The following is a 19,595-nucleotide window of genomic DNA, read 5'->3' on the forward strand; positions in this document are numbered from 1 at the left end:
GTATTTTTTATTTATCCTTAAAAATAAAAATCTCATCAATCGTACTATGGAGTGTCTTCGCTATATCGTGAGCGAGTTGCAATGAAGGATTATACTTACCTTTTTCAAGGTGGCTAATTGTTTCACGGCGTACACCGACTTGCTTCGCTAAATCTTCTTGTGTCATGGTCAATTTGGCGCGGTATTCTTTTATCTTCGTTATGAACGCCATGGTGCATCTTCCATTTCATCAACTGGTTTATCATAAAAGAACATAGAGAAACCGAACGTAAGAATAAGTGTGCCGAAAATAAGAGCAATATCAATTTCTTGTAGCGCACTATTTGGAAATAACATTTCAATAAACATAATGATAGCGGTAGTTAGTAATGTAATGATAAATGCATTGCGGCATGATTTATTGACAATTTGTTCAAACAGTTCATCGTGTTGAACTGTTCTATACGTTGTGAAAAAGGAGAAAAAACAGAGCATAGTAAACAATCCTTTTTCATAAAAAAATCCGAGGAAACCGAAAAAACCGAGAAATCCTAAATATTTTATCCAAGTTGTTTTCATGATAGGTCCTCCTTATGATGTTAGAAATAAGTCACGTTATGTTATAAATATATCACAAATGGATAGGAATGGTAATAATAGTTTTCCAGTTTGCTTCATAATAATAGTAAAAAGAGGAAATATACTGCGAAATAAAGAGGATAATATTGTAAAATGGTTGTAAGGAGGGGGAGGAAGGAATGCTAACTTGGATCATGATCGTTGTATTACTTGTAGTGATTACTGTAGTGGCAACGGTGTTAATTGGACGGAATGGTGATGCGAATTATAGTAAAGCGACAAAAGGGAATATTAAACGGCTGACGATGATCTATATTTTACTAGCTGTCGTTTTAATCGTTGGATTAGGCGTGTATATTTATTTTAAAGGTTGAAAAAACTGAAAAAATATAAAAATCTAAAAATAGAATTATGCTATAATATTGATATAGTTATTTGGTAATTAAGGAAAGGATTGGATGGAATGATTGAAATTACGAATGTGTCGAAAAGTTATAATGGGTCTACTTATGCAGTAAAAGATTTAAGTTTATCTGTGCCTAGCGGAGAAATCTTTGGATTTTTAGGACCGAATGGTGCGGGTAAATCAACGACAATTAAGATGATTACTGGTATTCATGGGGTGGACAAAGGAACGATTACGATTAACGGTAAAGATATTATGAAAAATCCGATGGAAGCGAAAAAGACGTTTGGTTATGTTCCAGATAGCCCAGATATGTTTTTACGATTAAAGGGAATTGAATATTTAAATTTTATGGCAGATATGTATGAAGTGCCGAAAGAAGTACGACAAGAGCGAATTGAGTCTTTAGCGAAGAAATTTGATCTTTACAATGCGTTATCGGATCAAATTCAAAGTTACTCGCACGGTATGAGACAAAAAATCGTTATTATTGGTGTGCTCGTGCATGAGCCAGATGTATGGATTTTAGATGAACCATTAACAGGGCTTGATCCGAAATCCGCATATATTTTAAAAGAAATGATGAGAGAACATGCAGATAAAGGAAAAATCGTATTTTTCTCGACACACGTATTAGAAGTGGCAGAAAAAATATGTGACCGCGTTGCAATTATTAATAAGGGAAATCTTCAGTTTAAAGGGAATTTAGATGAAATGAGAGATCATTTTAAATCCAATGAATCACTTGAAAAAATGTTCTTGGAGATGACGGGAAATGAGTAAAATTTGGACGTTAACGAAAGTATTACTGAAATTAAATTATGCAGATTTCATAACAGATAAGAAGAAACGATGGGCGTATGTATTTTCATTCGCAGCAATATTATTTGTTGGCTTTTTAATATTTGGCTCGATGACACACGGAATGTATGAAGGTATGAAACAATTAGGGCAAGAGCCGGGAATGATTATTGCAATGGGACTGGCGATTGCGAGTATATGGGTATTTTTAATGAGTATTACGAACATTTTAACTGTATTTTACTACAGCAATGATATTGAAATGTTACTGCCATTACCATTAAAGCCGGCACAAATTATTTCTGCAAAATTCTTAACGGTATTAATAACACAATACGTAATGAGTTCATTCATTTTATTACCAATCTTTATTACGTACGGTCTAAAAAGTGGCGCATTTATTACATATTACATATATATGATTTTTATTTACTTACTCTTCCCGATTGTGCCGTTAGTATTGGCTTCGTTACTCATGACAGTTATTATGAGGTATACAAATATAGCAAAAAATAAAGATCGTGGAAATATATTTATTGGAATCGTAAGTATACTATTTATTGTAGGAATTAATGTATTTATGCAGTGGAGAAATAAAAGTGCGTTTTCTGGAGACGGGGCTGCAGAATTCCTTGTAAATAATCAATCCTCTCTTTTAGTACAAATGACAAATTATTTTCCAACTACATATTTCGGAGCAGTGGCATTAATAGAAAATGCAAATTGGAAGGGACCTTTATACGTAATGATCTTTGCCCTCATTTCGTTTGTATTTTTTGTAGTGTTTTATTACATTGCAGGGCGTACATATTTAAAAGGGGTTATTGGACTTTCAACGAGTACAGCAAAGAAACAAGTTATTTCGGCGGAAGGTTTACAGAAATCAACAGTACAAAGTTCGCATTTAAAAGCGTATGTGAAAAAAGAATTTAAAACGTTATTCCGTACACCACAATTTTTCTTAAATTGCATTGTACAAACTTTCGTTATGCCAATTATGTTATTCTTTGTTTTATTTGTACAGGACGGAAATTTAAAGTGGATTACAGGGTATATTGATAATCCAGAATCAGCAGGTCTTGCAATTGGTGTTGGTCTTTGTGCCTCTCTATTTTTAATGGGAAGTAACGTTATTGCAACAACGTCATTCTCTCGTGATGGAAGCTCTTGGTTTGTGAATCGTTATTTACCTGTAAAAGCTTCGGATATCTTTTTTGCGAAAGCGATAACGGCTTGGTTAATTAATGTAATCATTTTAGCAGTATTCGGCATTACGATGGCTGTTGTAGCGGGGATTTCTCCAGTATTTATGGTTCTTTGGTTCTTATTAAGTGCGAACGGTTTATTGCTAATTAATTTAATCGGTACACGCTGGGATGCACAAACTGCAGATATTCATTGGGATACAGAGCAGAAATTATTTAAGAGCCGCTATACAACTTTGTGGAATTTTTTAGCTAATATTTTAATAGCTTTAGTTATTGTAGCGGGTGTAGGTGCATTATACTTCTTCCTTGAAGTAGGATTGTGGATTATGTTTATCGTTTTATTTGTAATGTTTACGATTGTAAACTATATCTTTATTAAAATGTTAAAATTAAGTGCTGAACGTATACTGTCAAATATTCAATAAGAAGATAGATCCTCTGTATTCATGCAGGGGATCTGTGTATAGATGGAGGAGAAAAAGGTGAAGAAAATAGCAATTGTAACAGGGGCAACTCGTCTGAATGGAATTGGTGCAGCTGTATGCAAGGTGCTTGCTCAAAAGGGGATAGACATTTTTTTCACGTACTGGCCAAAGTATGATAAAGCGATGCCGTGGGGAATGCATGATCAAGAGCCCTTTTTGTTGAAAAAGGAGATTGAAAGTTACGGTGTTCGATGTGAAATGGCAGAAATCAATTTATCGCAGTCTTATTCGCCAAATCGTTTGTTTTATATGGTATCAGAACGATTAGGTGATCCATCTATTCTAATTAATAATGCAGTGTATTCTACTCATACAAAAATTGAGGAATTAGATGTAGAGCAGTTGGATAAACATTATACGGTTAATGTTCGGGCTACTATGTTATTAAGTTCATTGTTTATAAAACATTATTCACTTAAAACGAGCGGGAGTATTATTAATCTTACTTCAGGGCAGTCAGTAGGTCCAATGCCAGATGAACTAGCATATGCAGCAACGAAAGGAGCAATTGAAGCATTTACAATGTCAGTAGCACCAGTAGCGATGGAGAAGGGGATTACTGTTAATGCCGTTGATCCAGGGCCAACAAATACAGGGTGGATTACAGAGGAGTTAAAACATTATTTAGTATGGAAATTCCCGCAAGGTAGAGTTGGAGAAACAATGGATGCTGCGCGCCTAATTTATTTTTTAGTAAGTGAAGAAGCGAAATGGATTACTGGGCAAGTCATTCATTCGAATGGTGGTTATTCATAATAATATTATGTTAATAATTGTTTAGAAACAAAAAACGAAAGAAAATTTTATTTTTTTGTATAAATAAAATGTCAAGAAAGATAAAAATTTGATAGAAGAGTATATCGTCATATAAAGATAGTGATTCTTAATGTGACAATATACTCTTTTTCTTTTACTTGCGAGCAGAAAAATGAAGTAGAAGAAACTCGAATATTAAAATAAATTTATCAGTTTTTGTCCGTATTATTATGAAGATTACTGTCGGAAAGATGGTGATTCATGTGAAAAGGGATTTTTTAAGGGGAAATCGAATCGTAAAGAGGAGGATAAATTATGTAAAACATAGGGGGATTTATATGAAAATGAAAAAGGTCGCTATCGCATCGATAACAATTGGTACAATGCTTACTATGGCAGCTTGTAGTCCTTCAGCAGATAAAGAAACGGAAAAGAAAGAGCAAGTAACTGCGCAAAAGGATGGAGAAGCAAAAACGACAAGTGCAGATGAAGCGTCAAAAACAACGAAAGATACTGAAAAAGAAACAAATACTTCTTCAAATGAAAAAACAGATAAGGATGCAAAAAATACGAAAGAATCATCAGGAACAGAAAGTAACGGTAAAACGTCAACTCAAAATGAGAATGGAAAAACAAAAGAAAAAGAAACGACAGGAAAAACGAATGATCAAACGACTAGTGGGAAAACAACAGATCAAAGCACAAGTACTAGCACAAGCAATAACGGAAAGACAACGAAAGATCCGAAGAAAGGTGTTGCTGTGAAAACGAACGTTAAAGAAGTTGTGGCATTAATTGAAAGCTTGGACAAGCAGTTAGCTGCTAATCCGAAATTGGAAACAGTGAATAAGCTTGGCAAACAAATTAATGAAAAGTGGGATGTGATTGAAAAAGAGCTAGAAGCATCACATCCGACGGATTCTAAAACAATTGGTCAAAGTATGTATCCGTTAATTGTAGGGGCGGAGAAGGAAAAGATTGATGTTAATAAAATGAAATCATTAACGACGAAAACGAAAAAAGATTTAAATCAGTTATTGACGAAACTTTCGTAGTTTCAAAAGCCTACTTGTGTGAGTAGGCTTTTTTAGATTTTTGTAATGTGCACAGTGAGGCCTATTTATTTTCATTTTCAATTACGATGCGAAAGGAACTGAATGCTTGTTGACTGACATAATTTTCTTCGCTAACTTTATAAGGAAATGGAAAAGCGACGAGTTGAAAATTACTTTCCTGATCAACTGAAGGCAATGTGAAATTAAAAATTTGTCTTGTTTCTGGTGCAACCGTAGTATAAACGACTTTTTTATTGTTAAATAGTTCAACTTGTTTCCAGTCTTTAAAAGCCACGATTGCGTAAGTCATTTCATCTTTTGTTTCATTGCCGTTTGATAAGGTTAATTGTTTGCCTTCCTTTTCAAAGAAGACAGTTTGTAAGTTCTCTTCATTGTTTGTAACAAATAGTGGTTCGTAAAGACCATCTTTTAAAATAGCATTTGGATCTATAAGGGAGAGTTTTATTTGTTCACTTTCTTTCTGAAGAGGATTCATTGAATATCGCATACTTAGAATATCTTCTAAAATAGCTGCTTTATTTAAGTTATTATCTTTTAATTTGTATTCAGGTTTTTTAATTATTAAAAAGGTTAATTCACTTGCATGAGGAGAAGTGTGTAAAGAGATTTTCGTAGTAAATGAACTATTTGGTTTCATATCAAAAGAATAGTGTGATATTTCATTAGCAGTATCTTCTATTGTAAAAGGTTTTTGTTCGGTAAGCGTCAAATATTCCCCACCTATAATTTGTAAATAACCCATGAGATAATCTCCTTACATAATACATGTGGAGGTTTTTTTATGAAAAGACACCTAGTAAAGAAAGAATGGGAAACTTATATTCAAGACTATAAAAACAGTGGATTATCAAAAGTTTCCTGGTGTCAAAAACAGAACCTACCAGTTCATCGGCTATATTACTGGTTGAAAAAATTATCACCTGAAACGGAAGATCACAATAAAAATGAGCGTGTGAATTGGGTTTCTATGAATGTCCCTGTCGTAGAAGAAAACATACAAGCCACCATTCGAATTCATATTCAAGAAGCAACCATTGAATTAGATGTGCCTTTTACTCCACAAGTGCTCCTACAAGTGATGCAAGCGGTGAAACAACAATGATTTCCGAAATCGCAATTGAAAAAGTATATCTTGCACAAGGGGCAACAGATTTACGTAAATCAATTGATGGACTAGCGGCTATTGTAAAAGAAGAATTTGAGTTAGACCCCTTTTCTTCTTGTTTATTTGTTTTTTGTAATCGCTCACGCGATAAACTAAAAATTCTTGTTTGGGAACATAATGGTTTCTGGTTGCACTATCGCAGATTGGAAAAGGGAACGTTTTACTGGCCAACTGGGCATCCAAGTGTGCCACTTACCATATCAAGACGACAACTGAGATGGCTTCTTGATGGATTGGCTTTTCAACAAAAACAAGGGCATCAAGCCGTACACGCGAGAACCATTCTATAAAAATCATATATGCAAAAGGAATTTGGATAATTTTGTCGAATTTATTTATCTATGAAAACAACACTTTCCCATTCAAATCAACCCACAATTGAATCACTTCAAGCTCAAGTAGAGGAACTCACGGCAAAGGTGAGATGGTATGAAGAACAATTTCGTCTCAGTCAACAAAAACGGTTTGGTACGTCTAGCGAAAAAACACCTAATAATCAACTCGCTTTAGAACTGTTTAATGAGGCTGAGAAAGAAAGTGATTCTGAAACCCCTGAACCAGCTGCTGAAACGATCACCTATCGTCGTAAGAAGAAACGCGGTCATAGGGATGAGTCTGTCCAAAACCTTCCGGTTGAAACGATTGAATATCGTTTACCTAATGAGGAGCAGGTTTGTTCGTGCTGTGGTGGTGCTTTGCATGAGATGAGTGTGGAAGTCCGAAAGGAACTGACGATTGTTCCTGCGGAAGTAAAGGTGACGGAACATAAGAGATATGTGTACGCTTGTCGTAAGTGTGAATTAGATGAGGTGTCCACACCGATTGTAACGGCCAAGATGCCAGCACCAGCCTTTCCTAAAAGTATCGCTTCGCCATCGATTATGGCGTATATTATGTCACAAAAATATGTAGAAGGATTGCCTCTTTATCGTCAGGAAAAGCATTTTGAACGAATGGGGATCTTCTTATCACGACAAACGATGGGGAATTGGTTATTATATGGGGCTGATCGATGGTTAGCGGTTTTGTATGAAAGGATGCATGAACATCTACTTACTCGAACCATTCTTCATGCGGACGAAACAACCTTCCAAGTCTTACGAGAACCTGGGCGGGCCGCAACAACCAAGTCTTATCTGTGGTTATACCGTACAGGACGAGAGGATATCCCTATTGTTGTCTATGACTATCAACCCACAAGAGCAGGGGAGCATCCGAAACGTTTTTTAACTGGTTTTCAAGGGTATTTACAAGTAGATGGATATAGTGGTTACCATCAAGTACCGGATGTCACCCTTGTGGGATGTTGGGCGCATGCCAGACGGAAGTTTGATGAAGCCTTAAAAGCTTTACCTGATTCACAGAAGGGGAAAAAGTGAAGGCGAGCGAAGGTTTACACTTCTGTAATCAACTCTATTTAATTGAAAGGAAGCTCAAACATGTCAACCCTACGGAGCGATATGAGCAGCGACTTGAAAAAAGCAGGCCCATTCTGGACCTTTTTTCGGCATGGCTTTATGAACAGAAAGATCGTGTTTTACCAAAAAGTGCGCTAGGAAAGGCCATCACATATTGTTTGAATCAATGGAATCATCTTGAAGCCTTTTTATTAGACGGTCATTTAGAAATTGATAACAACAGAAGTGAACGTTCTATTAAACCGTTTGTAATCGGGAGAAAAAATTGGATGTTCTCAAATACACCGCGAGGTGCTAGAGGAAGTGCCATCATGTATAGTGTGGTTGAAACCGCAAAAGAGAACAATCTAAGTCCTTATCATTATCTTCGTTATTTGTTTGAAACGCTACCCAATATCGATTTAAACAATAAAGAAGAAATTGATAAAGTCTTGCCGTGGTCAACGGATTTACCGTCTAGATGTAGAGTGCCGAAAAAAGTGAAGTAAACAAAAAATAACTCCAAAATCAACTTTTATTGTATATTTTAGAGTTACTTTACGTTTACCTTATCACGATTATTGCAGGGGTATTATTCTTACACGAACAAATCGAATACTATCATATCATTGGCGCCATAATGATTGTTCTTGGTATAGTAGGTACAAACTTTTTGGGTAAAAAAGGAATTCGTAATAACGAAAAGAATATCTCTATTAGTAAATAAAAAAGTGAGGGATAGTTCATGCAGCAGGCAATGCCTATTAATATTAGTAATATAGATGAATTAACAAAAGAATTGGATGTACTATTAAATGTACCAATATCTTCTAGCCAAGAACTTGAGAATTGGTTAATACAACAATCACAGACTTTAAATTCTATTAATGAGCAACTCATGCAACATTATATTGCCTTTCAACGAAATACCAATGATATAGAGGTTAAAAAATGTTTTGATTTTGATCAAAAACACATACAGCCTATATTAAAACGTTATAAAAGTCTACTAGATCAAAAATATTATGATTCACCCTATCATTCACAGTTAGATCCTTCTCAGTTTGGATTCTTAGATACAAAAATTCAAAACACTAGAGAACTTTTTAATGAAGAAAATATTAGTTTAGAGGTTACTGAAGATGAGTTAATAACAAGATATTTTGAAATCACTGGTAACCTCTCTTCTATGTGGGATGGTGAAGAAGTAAACCTTTCTGAATTAAGAATATATTTACAGGATTCCGATCGAAACATTCGTCAAAGAGCGATGACTGCTATCTCTGAAAAGTTTTTATCCGTAGAGAATGAAATTCAAGAAATCTTAAATCAGTTGATTGTACTTCGAACAAAAAAAGCTAGGAACGTTGGTTTAACGAATTATCGTGACTACATGTTTAAAAAATACGAGCGTTTCGATTATACGGCCGAACAATGTATTGAATTCGCTGAATCTATTTGTAAATACGTTGTGCCGCTTCAAGAAAAAATGCATAAAGAATTACAGGAAAAGCTTGGGGTAGATACATTACGTCCATGGGATATACATGCTGTACCTGCAGATCATAAACCTTTACAACCTGTAAAAAATGAAAATGAATTAATAGAAAAAAGCAAAACACTTTTCGCAGAAATTGATTCAAGTTTTTCCTCTCTTCTAGAAAAAACGCATAACTATTTAGATTTAGAAAGTAGGAAAGGAAAAGCACCTGGAGGATTCTGCGAGTACTTGCCCGCCTCTAAACAATCATTTATTTTTATGAATTTAACGCAAACACAAGCCGACGTTGTTGTTTTCTTACATGAAATGGGCCACTGTATTCATCATGATTTAATGAAAGATATTCCTATACATCAATATCAGCATTTACCAATGGAGACTGCTGAATTGGCAAGTATGACAATGGAACTATTTACAATGGACAACTGGAATGTTTTTTATAGTAATAAAGAAGAGCTTAAACAAGCTAAGGAAGAACAATTAACACAAATTATAGAGTATTTACCAATTACTCTTATCATTGATCAATTTCAACACTGGTTATATGAGAATCCTAATCATACTATCGAAGAACGAAATGCTAAGTTTGTCGAACTCTCTGCAATATATAATTCAAATTTAGTAAATACAGATGGATATGAAAATTGGATCGTCGCACAATGGTTATCTGTACTGCATATTTTTGAAGTACCTTTCTATTATATTGAGTATGCAATTGCACAAATTGGTGCCTTACAAATGTATAAAAATTATAAAGAAAACCCTCAGAAAACGCTACAAAACTATAAAAATGCTTTATCTTTAGGTAGTTCTAAATCTGTAAAAACAGTATATGAAGCTGCTGGAATTCGATTTGACTTTTCTGGTGAAACAATAAAAGAATTAATGTGTTTTGTAGAGAAGGAATTAGAGTTACTAGAAAAAATATAAGTAATTAAGAATACGTTTCACTTAATTATTTACTCTTTACTAAATAAAAGACTCTATTTTGAAATTATTTTTTTCAAAAATAGAGTCTTAGTTTATCACTATAAGTTTACATAATAACATTATACTTTTTTTAAGACGATGATTTACAAGGACTATTTCCAACTGGCAACTACACTTTTATGAAACCATAAAGAATTTTACAGTTATAGAACGGTATAAAAAATATTTTCAGCCTGAATCTATTAAAAGGTGGTTAGTTAAATTTGTGTCCATGAATAAAGAAACAGAATTAAATTCCATTTTGAAGCTAAAGACTGGGTTGCCTACCTCCTACATGATTTTTATTTTCGGCTAACTTCTAAAGACTCTATCTTCTTATTTTTTATTTTCCTCTTACTTTTTAAATTAAGCGGCTTGATTATCAGACATGGTACAATTGTAAACGACACCTAATATATCAAAGACCGTTTTTTTCTCATATCGATGAGATTTCCGCCCGTTTTGCTGTAGGATTCGCTTTACTCGTTGTACTCTTTATAATTAATCATTATTGGATGCAGTTGCTTCTACTAAAAAACTATTGGAAAAGGCACCCATATATAGGTGCCTTTTCTTTATATATACTTTAGAAAATAGATTACCTTTTTTTTCTTTTATTCTTTTTTATACATTCATAAATACTATCCATGACAAATTCTTCTTTTTCCTTCCAGTGCTCTTCCGCTTCCTCTAACTTACAAATTTTTACTAATTCATTAATAGCATTATCTTTGACCAGAAATGTAGCTATAACTCCTGTAGAGGTTGAGTACTTAGCTATTACAGCATCTATTATATTCTCTACTTCTAGTGTGCTGTTAAGAAGACTACTTTGAGCATATTGCTTTAGCATCTCAGAGTCGGATAGTTCTTTCAAACGGGAATTAAGCATAAATTCTACATAACCAATTGGTGAATCAATATCTATACGGAAGCGTATATCATCAATAATTTCTAATACCAGTTCCTCATGGTTTTCCATTTTTCTAATACTATACTCCTGATGGAAGATATGTAGCAGGAACAAAGATGATTTCTTCAACATTACCTATTTTAAAAAATAAAGAAGTTTTTGGATTGGAAGCAAGTGATGGAGAAATTCTTGCATATTTTCATAGTGAAGTTGAAAATTATGATTGGGCTATTTATGATTCCAATTATAATTGTGTAGGTATGTTTAAAGAAAGTATGATACAAGGATTTGGAATGGTACGTGGTTCTTTGATGAATGAAAAAGCGATAAAAATTTCTGTGATAGAAGTGGAATTTGATTTTTTCGAAACGTCTTTTCATACAATGAATGATCGTATATTAATAAACTGCAAGAGGGGATATATGCCTTTAGAATGGAGTGAAAGATTTGGCTTAAATGTACCAATTATTAAATTAGGTAATAATATTTCTAATGGTGAAAAGATATTTGGTTTAGGTATTCTTCTTTATATTTTAGAAACAATTAAAGTAAGAAAAAGTAGGATTTTTAATGATTAGAATTAAATATTTACATTATAAAATTTATTGAATCTTTTATTAGGGATTACATCGCTGAAAGTAAAATATTGTATACTTCGGAATTACTTTACGTTCACTTTGTTCGTAATCTTCTAGAACCATTAATCCATATTTTCGGTTTTCGTTAATTGTATGTACGAATGATAATGATACATTAATTTTATTATTCTCACTAGTAATTTTGCTGCCATTGTTAATATGTTGACCTTGATTATCCTTCAAGCCATATGAAATGATATTGGTTTGTTGCTCTCTCTTATTTTCTTTAGAAGGTATATGTGGTTGTATAATTGAAGAATGGAACAAAACATAAATTATAAGTAACGAAATAAGTAAAACACTGATAATAATATATATTTGTTTCATAAATAGCACCTCAATATATGTAAAATACTAGAGAAAAAAGATATGCAAGATGCATATCTTTTTTCTTCTTCTTACCAGGAAGTTTTTGTTTCGTGATTCACATCATTATAACCACTTAATTTATAGGTATGATTACCGATAGTATAATCATCTCCATAATAAACGCTTGTGTTGGTCGCTGTAGCACTTACAAAAGATGATTTCTTTGCATTATTACTTTTCGTATTTACTAATGAGCCATCGCCATTGAAAGTTCTTGCTTTTGCATAAATATAGTCTTCGGTCGTAGTTGATTTCGATTTAGCAACTGCATATGGGTTACCGAAAAAGGGAGTATACACGCTAATGTTAGAGTCATTCTTAGGTGCAGCTGCAACAGTCAAACTAGGAACATTAGATGTTTTTGCTGATTGAACAGTATCAGAGTCAACTAAAACAGGCTGTTTGTCTGCAGTGCCCACCTCTGAAGCACTTGCGTTATTAGTAAAACCAAAACCTAAAACCGCTAACCCTAAAGTTGCCACCGCTAAAGATTTTTTCATATTCACTAATTTTCCCACCTTTTTTAAATTTTTGAGTTCGAACTCATTTCATACAATATATGAAAATTTTGAAACTCTCAATAACTTGTCCCATACTTAACTTACCTTTTACTTTTGATTCAACATTTCTTCATTTGTAAAAAATCGAATATCTCTTCTAATGCTTAGCTAGTAAGGAAAATAGGTTTAACTTTATGAAATTCGTGTAAATTTAAATCTGTTCATTTCATGATCTCTGTTATTTTTAAGGTTATGTGGGAAACTTATCTAAAAAAGGATGGTGATAAAAATGACAATCGATCGAGTTTGTACAATTGGGCCAGCAAGTAACAATAAAGAAACGTTAGCGCAGTTAATAAGTAATGGTATGAAAATAGTACGGTTGAATTTATCACATGGTACGCATGAAAGTCATAAAGATATTATTCGTTTAGTCAAATCGCTAGACGATTCTATTAAAATTTTAGGCGATGTACAAGGTCCTAAAATAAGGTTAGGTGAAGTAAAAGGAGAACAAATTACACTTCAGGCGGGAGATTCTTTTCTTTTACATACGCAGCCAATTACAGGGAGTAATAAGGAAGCAAGTGTTGATTATGCAGGAATCGCGAATGATGTGAAAGTTGGAAGTAGAATTTTAATTAATGATGGCGAAGTTGAGTTAATCGTTGAAACGGTAAGTGCGGATAAAATAGAAACAAAGGTCAACACAGGTGGTAACATCTCATCTCATAAAGGGGTGAATTTACCAGGGGCAATCGTTAGTTTACCAGCTATTACAGAGAAAGATAAAAAAGATATTCAGTTTCTTTTAGAAGAGGATGTTGATTTTATTGCATGTTCTTTCGTAAGAAAACCTAGTCATATAAAAGAAATACGAGATTTTATACAACAGTATAAAGAAACATCACCTAATGTAATTGCAAAAATAGAAACGATGGAAGCAATCGAGAATTTTCAAGATATATGTAAAGAAGCAGACGGAATTATGATTGCAAGGGGCGATTTAGGAGTAGAGTTGCCGTATCAATTCATTCCGCTCTTGCAAAAAATGATGATTCAGGAATGTAATCGAACGAATACATATGTGATTACAGCGACACAAATGCTTCAATCAATGGTAGATCATTCTATTCCAACAAGGGCTGAGGTAACTGATGTGTTTCAAGCTGTACTGGACGGAACGAATGCCGTTATGCTTTCTGCTGAAAGTGCATCAGGCGAGCATCCGATTGAAAGTGTAAAAACATTACGTCTCGTTTCTGAGTTCGCTGAGCATGTGAAAAAGGACGGTCCTTTTGTGATGAAAGATGTACTGGAATTGCTGCATAAGTCTTTGGATGAGTGATAAATAAAAAGAGGGCGGATATGCATCCACCCTCGTGTTTTTCATTCATATTATTCTTGCTCTTGCTCATCCAAAATTTTATCAAAAGCAGCAGACACTTTATCAAACTCTTCATCATTTTCAATGTATGAAAACTCATTATCTTCTTCTACTTTTAAAAAGAAAATATCAATGTCTTCCTCAGAATCTGTTTGAATGTCCTCTACGAAAGCAACTGCGATATATTCAGCACCTTCGACATCCATTGCTCCAAGTACTTCTACTTCCTGATCCTCATTATTCTCATCACTGAGAGTAAACACTTCGCCAACTTCAATATCAGACATATCCATTCTCCTCCTGTTCGACTCCAAAAAATAGAGCGCTCAAACTGTATACATACTAACATATCTTTCCATGAAAAATCAATTTCATACATTAGAAAAACAACTGATTCTTCAATAGAATAAGTATTTAGCTAGAAGGAGTTTTATTTGTGAGTGCTATATTACTTAATCCATTCAACAATTGTATCCATATTTTGTCTTGTTTTATCACGTTTTGGATCTTCTTTACGGTAACCAAAGGCAACCATAACAGACACTTCAAGATTATCGTCTTTTATAATGCCTTCTTGACGAAGTAAAGAATCTACTTTCTCTTTATCAAATCCTTCTATTGGACAAGAATCAATGCCAATTTGAGCTGCACTAGTCATCATATTACCTAAAGCAATATAAGATTGCTTAGATGCCCAATCAAATACAGCACGATCGGATTGTAATAAGTTAAAATCTGTTTCCTGGAACTTTTTGAAGAATTCATATCTAATTTTTTGAGTGTCTTCAGGCAATCCAATAATATCGTTCATCATATATTTAATATACTCTGCATCATAATGCATATCTTTAATGTTTCTTGAAAGAACAATGATAAAGTGACTTGCTGTTGCAAGTTGCCCACCAGCGCCCCATGAATACGGTTGTAGTTTTTCTCTTAATTCTTTATTTTGCACGACAATAAATTTCCAAGGTTCATAACCAAAAGAAGAAGGAGAAAATCTACCTGTTTCTAAAATGAAATTAAAATCCTCTTCTGAAATTTTGTGCATAGGATCGAATTCTTTACATGCATGTCTGAAATGAAAGGCCTCCATAATTTTCTCTTTTGTAACTTGTTTTGTATTTGTCATAAAAGTTCCTCTTTTCGTTAATTTATTTTTGTAAGTAAATTATATTTTTAAAGTAACATGGATACAAGTACGCACATTTATGTGTTATAGTATCAAAAAAGATACTATTGGTAAGGGAAGGGATTTATTATGGATTGTTCAAACGAAAATAATATAAATTACCCATTTTTAAATAAATATTCTTGTCCAGTGGAAGCTATGGTTGAGGTTATTGGCGGAAAATGGAAAGGGGTTATTTTGTATCATTTATTAGATGGTACAAAGAGATTTAATGAATTAAAAAGATTAAAACCTAATATCACACAAAGAATGTTAACACTGCAGCTGAGAGAACTTGAAGCAGATGGCATTATACATCGTGAAGTATACCGTGAAGTGCCGCCAAAAGTAGAATATTCATTAACTGAGCTTGGTGAATCACTACGTCCAATGATTCTATTAATGATGGAGTGGGCAACTCATAATATGGAGAAAGTTTTGGAGAGTAGGAATACGAAAAATAATAGTTAAGAGTTGGAGAAATAAAAGGTGTTTTCCATAGGTGAAGACACCTTTTATTTTTTACTTTCTAAAATTTTGGTTGTCATTAAAATGCATGTGAATCTATTCTTGGGAGGTGCTATTGATTTTGCTATGAATCAAAAACTTTCTTCTTAGTAGTGGAAATTGCATCTAATAAAAGGAAAACGGCTGCTATAAAATGTAGAACCAGTTCTATATAAGGAAAGAAGGCAAATAGGGTAACGATAATACCGATATAATGAGGGTACGTATTCATGCCTGCTTTTTTAGATAATAAAATAGTAGTGATATGTAAAGCAATCAATAGTAGTAAAGGTATCCCATAAAGGTTAACACGACTTAGAAATAAAAAACAAAAAGGAATCAATAAAAGATGATAGATCCCTGTGGTCCACTTTAGTGCTTGTATGTAAGTTTTCAAAGTAAATCCTCCTAAAATATTCATATCTATATATTACCAAAAATAATAGGTGATTGGATATTAAATACTTGTGGTTTTTGGTAGAATATAATTATTTTATGTAAACTAATTGTTTCGTTATCTATAAAATAGAAAAACCACCCAAACGAGGGTGGTTTGTATTATAAATAATTACTTAAAGAAGAAAGGGGAACCTTCACTTCACTACCTTCCTTCATATTCCGCAGCATAACGGTTTCTGTACTAAGTTCTTCTTCCCCAATAATAAGCACATAAGGGATGTTTTCCTTATTGGCATAATTAAGGGCCCGTTTTAATTTGCGTCCTGCTAGTTCGAGTTCGACTTTTAGGGAAGTGGTAGCACGTAATTGCTGGGCGATTTGTAAGCATTGTAATTCTGTCCCGAGTGGGATGATAAATACATCCGCTGTAGATGATATCGTTTCTTTCTGTGATAGTGCTGTATAAATAACGTCTAAACCGAATGAAATACCGACTGTTGGATAGCTCATATCATCACCACGGAATGCTCCAATAATATTATCGTATCGACCGCCACTACCGATGCTGGATGTAATCGATCCATCTTTTAAAAAGATTTCATACACGGTACCTGTATACATTGTAAGTCCTCGTGCTAAAAATGGATTGAATATAGCATTCTCATTTATTCCAAGGGCGATTAAATATTGCTGTAATTGTTGTAATTCGTTTACTCCTTCGGCAACGAGTGGAGTATTGAAAGCTTCTTTAAAGTCAGCAATTGTAAGCTCTAGACAAGATAAAACGGTATTACATATCGTATCAGCCATTTTTTCAGAAATTCCGCGCTCTAATACATCTTTTCGTACACCATCAATCCCAATCTTTTCGATTTTATCTAATGATAAAATGACGTCACTCGTTCGTTCAGTAGGGATGTTAATGGACTCGAGAATACCATTTAACAATTTTCGGTTATTATATTGGATTATTACTTCTAAGTTTAACGTTCGGAACAGTTCAAACGCCATACTCATAAGTTCCGCTTCTGCCATGACTGATTCTACACCAACTATATCAACGTCACATTGAATGAACTCACGAAATCTTCCTTGTTTAATTGGCCCATCTCGAAATACTTTTCCAATTTCATACCGTTTAAAAGGAAGGCGGATGTTCGGATTCATCGCCACAACTTTTGCGAATGGAATGGTTAAATCATATCGTAAGGCAAGCTCGCGTTTTCCTTGATCTTGAAGTGTATATATTTCTTTTAAAATTTCATCACCACCGCCGTACTTATATGACATAAGCTCATACATATTTAACGTCGGTGTTTCTAACGGTTTACATCCGTATCGTTCAAATGTATCTTCACACGCTCTTTTAATTTTATTTCGCAGAACTTGTTCCTCTGGTAAATAATCTTTTGTTCCTTTTACATTTTTCATTTCCATCATGATCACTCCTTTTTTAAATTAAAAAAAGCTATGCAGGTATAAAAATACCCACATAGCTTTATGAACGCTTCGTGGGTCAACAGGAAAAGCCCTGTACCCACGAAGAAAAAAATTTCTTCGGATACACGGCGTTACGTATGATGATGAAGTTGGAAAGACGTATTAACATTTCGCATTGCAAATCTCTCCTTAACATAAGTTTTTCCAAATTATATCAGATGATTTTTGAATTATCAATATTTTTAGTTTTGAAAAATACGTGAAGTTATGTAGGAGAAATGGAAAAGGGTGTATAATAAAACTTAATAATATGAAATAACCTTTTAAGGAGATCACTATGAAAAAAGATAAAACGAATGCGATGCGAATATTAGATAAAGAAAAAATTGAATATTCGATGATGTCATATGATCCTGAAGATGGAAAAATTGATGGCGTATCAGTAGCCGAGAAAATTGGACGAGAAGTGAGAGAAGTATATAAAACGTTAATCGCTCAAGGGAATAGTAAAAATTATCATGTGTTTATTATTCCGGTAGATGAGGAACTAAATTTAAAAGCTGCCGCAAAAGCGGTAAGTGAAAAGAAAATTGAAATGATACCTGTTAAAGATATTACGAAAGTGTCAGGATATATTCGCGGTGGTTGTTCACCAGTCGGAATGAAGAAGTTATTTTCAACATGTATTGATGCGACTGCTCAATCGCTTGAAACAATCATTGTAAGTGGCGGGAAGATTGGCATACAAATTGAACTGAAAGTGGATGACTTAGCGAAAGTGACGAGAGCGCAGTTTGGTGAGGTAACGAAGTAAATATACATAGGGAAAGAAGTTCTAGTTTAATTAATTTTAGATAATGATTTATCCCGCTATTTGTGGGATAAATCATTATTTTAATTCAACATAACAAATGTAGGTTTAAAACTTTGATTAAGAAAGTGCCCCGAACGTTAATTATGTAATAGAATAAGCCCTTTTATTTTTGAAAAAGATTAATCAAAATACGCTTTTAATTGAATTATTATTTTATATAAAGTCTGACTTACATTAGCGGTTTATAAAATAGTCTTGAACAATCTTGGAAAATTCTTTTGCGGCTGGAGTTAGTTCTTTTGCTGATTTCTTAACCAATCCAATCTCTCTGAAGATTTCCGAGTTCAGCGGTAGACTACGTATATCTTTTAGTTCTTTGGATAAGGCTAGGTCAGGCATAATTGTAATTCCTAGCTTTCCGGCAACCATGGAAAGCACTGTTTGATTATCTTTAATATCGTATGAAATGCTTGGTTTTATTTTTGCTGCGCGAAATTTTTCTTCTATCAGTGTTTCACAGCCAGATCGTAACATAATAAAGCTTTCTCCAATAAAGTCTTCTAAATTGATAATAGAATTCTTTTCAAAATGATGGCCTTCGTATATTACAGCGGATAAAGGGTCATTTAACAGATGAATAAATTCTACATTTTTGACTGGTAATGCTGCAAAACCAAAATCTACTGTTCCTTCTTCCACCCATTTTATGATTTCATCGTAACCTCCTTCATAAAGCCTTATTTCTATGTTAGGGAATTTTTCTTTATAGATAGAAAATAAAAACGGTATAAATCTAGCAGTAAAGCTTGGAAAACTCCCAATTGAAAGTTTCCCCATTTCCATCCCATTCACAGCGGCAACCTTTTGCTCAATATGTGCCATATTTTCAGCAATTGCACGTATATGGGGGATAATATACTCACCTGCAGTGGTTAAAGATACTCCATTTCGTCCACGGTTTAATAAGTTCACACCAAGTTCTGTCTCTAGCGCTGTTATATTATGACTGACTCCTGATTGTGTAAGTCCTATTTGGTCTCCTGCTCTTGTAAAACTTCCGTTCTCTACAACTTTTAAAAAGACTTCCAGTTGAAAAAAATTCAATATTTTTCATCTCCTTCTTTTTTATTATACA

At 33.7% G+C, this 19,595-nt stretch carries 19 protein-coding genes and 6 pseudogenes; 14 read left to right on the forward strand and 11 right to left on the reverse strand.

Translation table 11 applies throughout. The annotated features are described in order from the left end of the window. Positions 1 to 7 precede the first annotated feature (7 nt). Positions 8 to 211: a helix-turn-helix transcriptional regulator gene (locus COK05_RS05150; protein ID WP_098611724.1), complete on the reverse strand. Its 204-nt coding sequence runs from the start codon at positions 209 to 211 to the stop codon at positions 8 to 10. Then, the gene (locus COK05_RS05155) at positions 199 to 558 is read right to left on the reverse strand and encodes a DUF3796 domain-containing protein (RefSeq protein WP_098611725.1); all 360 of its coding nucleotides are present in this window, start codon (positions 556 to 558) and stop codon (positions 199 to 201) included. Before COK05_RS05155 ends, COK05_RS05150 begins: the two co-directional genes overlap by 13 nt. Before the next feature lie 179 nt (positions 559 to 737). On the opposite strand from COK05_RS05155, the gene COK05_RS05160 reads away from it, so the two are divergent. From COK05_RS05160 to COK05_RS05185, 5 genes are all read left to right on the forward strand, one after another. Then, a complete protein-coding gene (locus COK05_RS05160) occupies positions 738 to 932 on the forward strand; it encodes a hypothetical protein (protein WP_000958866.1) in 195 nt (64 codons plus the stop codon). An 89-nt stretch (positions 933 to 1,021) separates the two neighbouring features. Further along, positions 1,022 to 1,747: an ABC transporter ATP-binding protein gene (locus COK05_RS05165; protein ID WP_000570199.1), complete on the forward strand. Its 726-nt coding sequence runs from the start codon at positions 1,022 to 1,024 to the stop codon at positions 1,745 to 1,747. Further along, positions 1,740 to 3,398, forward strand: a complete 1,659-nt coding sequence (locus COK05_RS05170) for a putative ABC transporter permease subunit (RefSeq protein WP_098611726.1) — start codon at positions 1,740 to 1,742, stop codon at positions 3,396 to 3,398. Before COK05_RS05165 ends, COK05_RS05170 begins: the two co-directional genes overlap by 8 nt. A 57-nt stretch (positions 3,399 to 3,455) precedes the next feature. Further along, complete coding sequence (locus COK05_RS05175) at positions 3,456 to 4,214, forward strand: SDR family oxidoreductase (protein ID WP_098611778.1); 759 nt, start codon at positions 3,456 to 3,458, stop codon at positions 4,212 to 4,214. A 338-nt stretch (positions 4,215 to 4,552) separates the two neighbouring features. After that, positions 4,553 to 5,269 carry a hypothetical protein gene (locus COK05_RS05185; protein ID WP_098611727.1) on the forward strand — a complete coding sequence of 239 codons (717 nt, stop codon included), beginning with the start codon at positions 4,553 to 4,555 and terminating at the stop codon, positions 5,267 to 5,269. Between the two features lie 61 nt (positions 5,270 to 5,330). On the opposite strand, the pseudogene COK05_RS05190 reads toward COK05_RS05185, so the two are convergent. Then, a pseudogene (locus COK05_RS05190) lies at positions 5,331 to 5,987 on the reverse strand (hypothetical protein); the annotation flags it as partial. A gap of 84 nt (positions 5,988 to 6,071) precedes the next feature. On the opposite strand from COK05_RS05190, the gene tnpA reads away from it, so the two are divergent. From tnpA to COK05_RS05215, 5 genes and pseudogenes are all read left to right on the forward strand, one after another. Next, entirely contained in the window at positions 6,072 to 6,392 is a 321-nt protein-coding gene (gene tnpA / locus COK05_RS05195) for an IS66 family insertion sequence element accessory protein TnpA (RefSeq protein ID WP_018780417.1), read from the forward strand. Then, positions 6,389 to 6,745 carry an IS66 family insertion sequence element accessory protein TnpB gene (gene tnpB, locus COK05_RS05200; RefSeq protein WP_018780416.1) on the forward strand — a complete coding sequence of 119 codons (357 nt, stop codon included), beginning with the start codon at positions 6,389 to 6,391 and terminating at the stop codon, positions 6,743 to 6,745. Before tnpA ends, tnpB begins: the two co-directional genes overlap by 4 nt. A 51-nt stretch (positions 6,746 to 6,796) precedes the next feature. Then, positions 6,797 to 8,372, forward strand: a pseudogene (gene tnpC / locus COK05_RS05205) (IS66 family transposase). A 48-nt stretch (positions 8,373 to 8,420) separates the two neighbouring features. After that, a pseudogene (locus COK05_RS05210) lies at positions 8,421 to 8,579 on the forward strand (EamA family transporter); the annotation flags it as partial. Positions 8,580 to 8,597: 18 nt separating this feature from the next. Next, complete coding sequence (locus COK05_RS05215) at positions 8,598 to 10,283, forward strand: M3 family oligoendopeptidase (protein ID WP_040119562.1); 1,686 nt, start codon at positions 8,598 to 8,600, stop codon at positions 10,281 to 10,283. Between the two features lie 637 nt (positions 10,284 to 10,920). Here COK05_RS05215 and COK05_RS05220 read toward each other — a convergent pair. Then, a pseudogene (locus tag COK05_RS05220) lies at positions 10,921 to 11,313 on the reverse strand (replication initiation protein); the annotation flags it as partial. A 2-nt stretch (positions 11,314 to 11,315) separates the two neighbouring features. On the opposite strand from COK05_RS05220, the pseudogene COK05_RS05225 reads away from it, so the two are divergent. Continuing rightward, positions 11,316 to 11,813, forward strand: a pseudogene (locus COK05_RS05225) (ABC transporter ATP-binding protein); the annotation flags it as partial. Between the two features lie 84 nt (positions 11,814 to 11,897). On the opposite strand, the pseudogene COK05_RS05230 reads toward COK05_RS05225, so the two are convergent. Both COK05_RS05230 and COK05_RS05235 read right to left on the reverse strand, forming a co-directional pair. Then, a pseudogene (locus tag COK05_RS05230) lies at positions 11,898 to 12,200 on the reverse strand (hypothetical protein); the annotation flags it as partial. A 71-nt stretch (positions 12,201 to 12,271) separates the two neighbouring features. Continuing rightward, the gene (locus tag COK05_RS05235; RefSeq protein ID WP_098611728.1) at positions 12,272 to 12,748 is read right to left on the reverse strand and encodes a XoxI protein; all 477 of its coding nucleotides are present in this window, start codon (positions 12,746 to 12,748) and stop codon (positions 12,272 to 12,274) included. A gap of 283 nt (positions 12,749 to 13,031) precedes the next feature. Here COK05_RS05235 and COK05_RS05240 point away from each other — a divergent pair, with 283 nt between their 5' ends. Continuing rightward, positions 13,032 to 14,090: a pyruvate kinase gene (locus tag COK05_RS05240; RefSeq protein ID WP_141538902.1), complete on the forward strand. Its 1,059-nt coding sequence runs from the start codon at positions 13,032 to 13,034 to the stop codon at positions 14,088 to 14,090. Between the two features lie 50 nt (positions 14,091 to 14,140). Here COK05_RS05240 and COK05_RS05245 read toward each other — a convergent pair whose 3' ends face one another. Beyond that, positions 14,141 to 14,422: a DUF1292 domain-containing protein gene (locus COK05_RS05245; RefSeq protein ID WP_097819705.1), complete on the reverse strand. Its 282-nt coding sequence runs from the start codon at positions 14,420 to 14,422 to the stop codon at positions 14,141 to 14,143. 155 nt (positions 14,423 to 14,577) lie between these two features. Then, the gene (locus COK05_RS05250) at positions 14,578 to 15,261 is read right to left on the reverse strand and encodes an NAD(P)H-dependent oxidoreductase (protein ID WP_097819704.1); all 684 of its coding nucleotides are present in this window, start codon (positions 15,259 to 15,261) and stop codon (positions 14,578 to 14,580) included. A gap of 129 nt (positions 15,262 to 15,390) precedes the next feature. On the opposite strand from COK05_RS05250, the gene COK05_RS05255 reads away from it, so the two are divergent. Continuing rightward, the gene (locus tag COK05_RS05255; RefSeq protein WP_000340656.1) at positions 15,391 to 15,771 is read left to right on the forward strand and encodes a winged helix-turn-helix transcriptional regulator; all 381 of its coding nucleotides are present in this window, start codon (positions 15,391 to 15,393) and stop codon (positions 15,769 to 15,771) included. Positions 15,772 to 15,892: 121 nt separating this feature from the next. On the opposite strand, the gene COK05_RS05260 is transcribed toward COK05_RS05255, so the two are convergent. Then, complete coding sequence (locus COK05_RS05260) at positions 15,893 to 16,204, reverse strand: hypothetical protein (protein WP_097819703.1); 312 nt, start codon at positions 16,202 to 16,204, stop codon at positions 15,893 to 15,895. Between the two features lie 161 nt (positions 16,205 to 16,365). Beyond that, on the reverse strand, positions 16,366 to 17,643 hold the full coding sequence (locus COK05_RS05265; protein WP_098611730.1) for a histidine--tRNA ligase: 1,278 nt from the start codon (positions 17,641 to 17,643) through the stop codon (positions 16,366 to 16,368). Between the two features lie 340 nt (positions 17,644 to 17,983). Between COK05_RS05265 and ybaK the strand changes: the two genes are divergently transcribed. After that, positions 17,984 to 18,460: a Cys-tRNA(Pro) deacylase gene (gene ybaK / locus COK05_RS05270; protein WP_098611731.1), complete on the forward strand. Its 477-nt coding sequence runs from the start codon at positions 17,984 to 17,986 to the stop codon at positions 18,458 to 18,460. Between the two features lie 234 nt (positions 18,461 to 18,694). On the opposite strand, the gene COK05_RS05275 is transcribed toward ybaK, so the two are convergent. Continuing rightward, positions 18,695 to 19,564 (reverse strand): LysR family transcriptional regulator, encoded by an 870-nt coding sequence (locus tag COK05_RS05275; RefSeq protein ID WP_098611732.1) that lies wholly within the window; start codon positions 19,562 to 19,564, stop codon positions 18,695 to 18,697. Positions 19,565 to 19,595: the final 31 nt, after the last annotated feature.

It is taken from the genome of Bacillus cereus, assembly GCF_002567495.1.
Lineage (GTDB): Bacteria > Bacillota > Bacilli > Bacillales > Bacillaceae_G > Bacillus_A > Bacillus_A cereus_AQ.

Excerpts from the sequence above, each read along its gene's own strand:
- tnpB (WP_018780416.1), top strand. The coding sequence starts at position 6,389 with ATGATTTCCGAAATCGCAATTGAAAAAGTATATCTTGCACAAGGGGCA.
- COK05_RS05170 (WP_098611726.1), top strand. The coding sequence starts at position 1,740 with ATGAGTAAAATTTGGACGTTAACGAAAGTATTACTGAAATTAAATTAT.
- COK05_RS05245 (WP_097819705.1), bottom strand. The coding sequence starts at position 14,422 with ATGGATATGTCTGATATTGAAGTTGGCGAAGTGTTTACTCTCAGTGAT.
- tnpA (WP_018780417.1), top strand. The coding sequence starts at position 6,072 with ATGAAAAGACACCTAGTAAAGAAAGAATGGGAAACTTATATTCAAGAC.
- COK05_RS05265 (WP_098611730.1), bottom strand. The coding sequence starts at position 17,643 with ATGGAAATGAAAAATGTAAAAGGAACAAAAGATTATTTACCAGAGGAA.
- COK05_RS05215 (WP_040119562.1), top strand. The coding sequence starts at position 8,598 with ATGCAGCAGGCAATGCCTATTAATATTAGTAATATAGATGAATTAACA.
- COK05_RS05255 (WP_000340656.1), top strand. The coding sequence starts at position 15,391 with ATGGATTGTTCAAACGAAAATAATATAAATTACCCATTTTTAAATAAA.
- COK05_RS05185 (WP_098611727.1), top strand. The coding sequence starts at position 4,553 with ATGAAAATGAAAAAGGTCGCTATCGCATCGATAACAATTGGTACAATG.
- COK05_RS05240 (WP_141538902.1), top strand. The coding sequence starts at position 13,032 with ATGACAATCGATCGAGTTTGTACAATTGGGCCAGCAAGTAACAATAAA.
- COK05_RS05150 (WP_098611724.1), bottom strand. The coding sequence starts at position 211 with ATGGCGTTCATAACGAAGATAAAAGAATACCGCGCCAAATTGACCATG.
- COK05_RS05165 (WP_000570199.1), top strand. The coding sequence starts at position 1,022 with ATGATTGAAATTACGAATGTGTCGAAAAGTTATAATGGGTCTACTTAT.
- COK05_RS05155 (WP_098611725.1), bottom strand. The coding sequence starts at position 558 with ATGAAAACAACTTGGATAAAATATTTAGGATTTCTCGGTTTTTTCGGT.
- COK05_RS05250 (WP_097819704.1), bottom strand. The coding sequence starts at position 15,261 with ATGACAAATACAAAACAAGTTACAAAAGAGAAAATTATGGAGGCCTTT.
- ybaK (WP_098611731.1), top strand. The coding sequence starts at position 17,984 with ATGAAAAAAGATAAAACGAATGCGATGCGAATATTAGATAAAGAAAAA.
- COK05_RS05160 (WP_000958866.1), top strand. The coding sequence starts at position 738 with ATGCTAACTTGGATCATGATCGTTGTATTACTTGTAGTGATTACTGTA.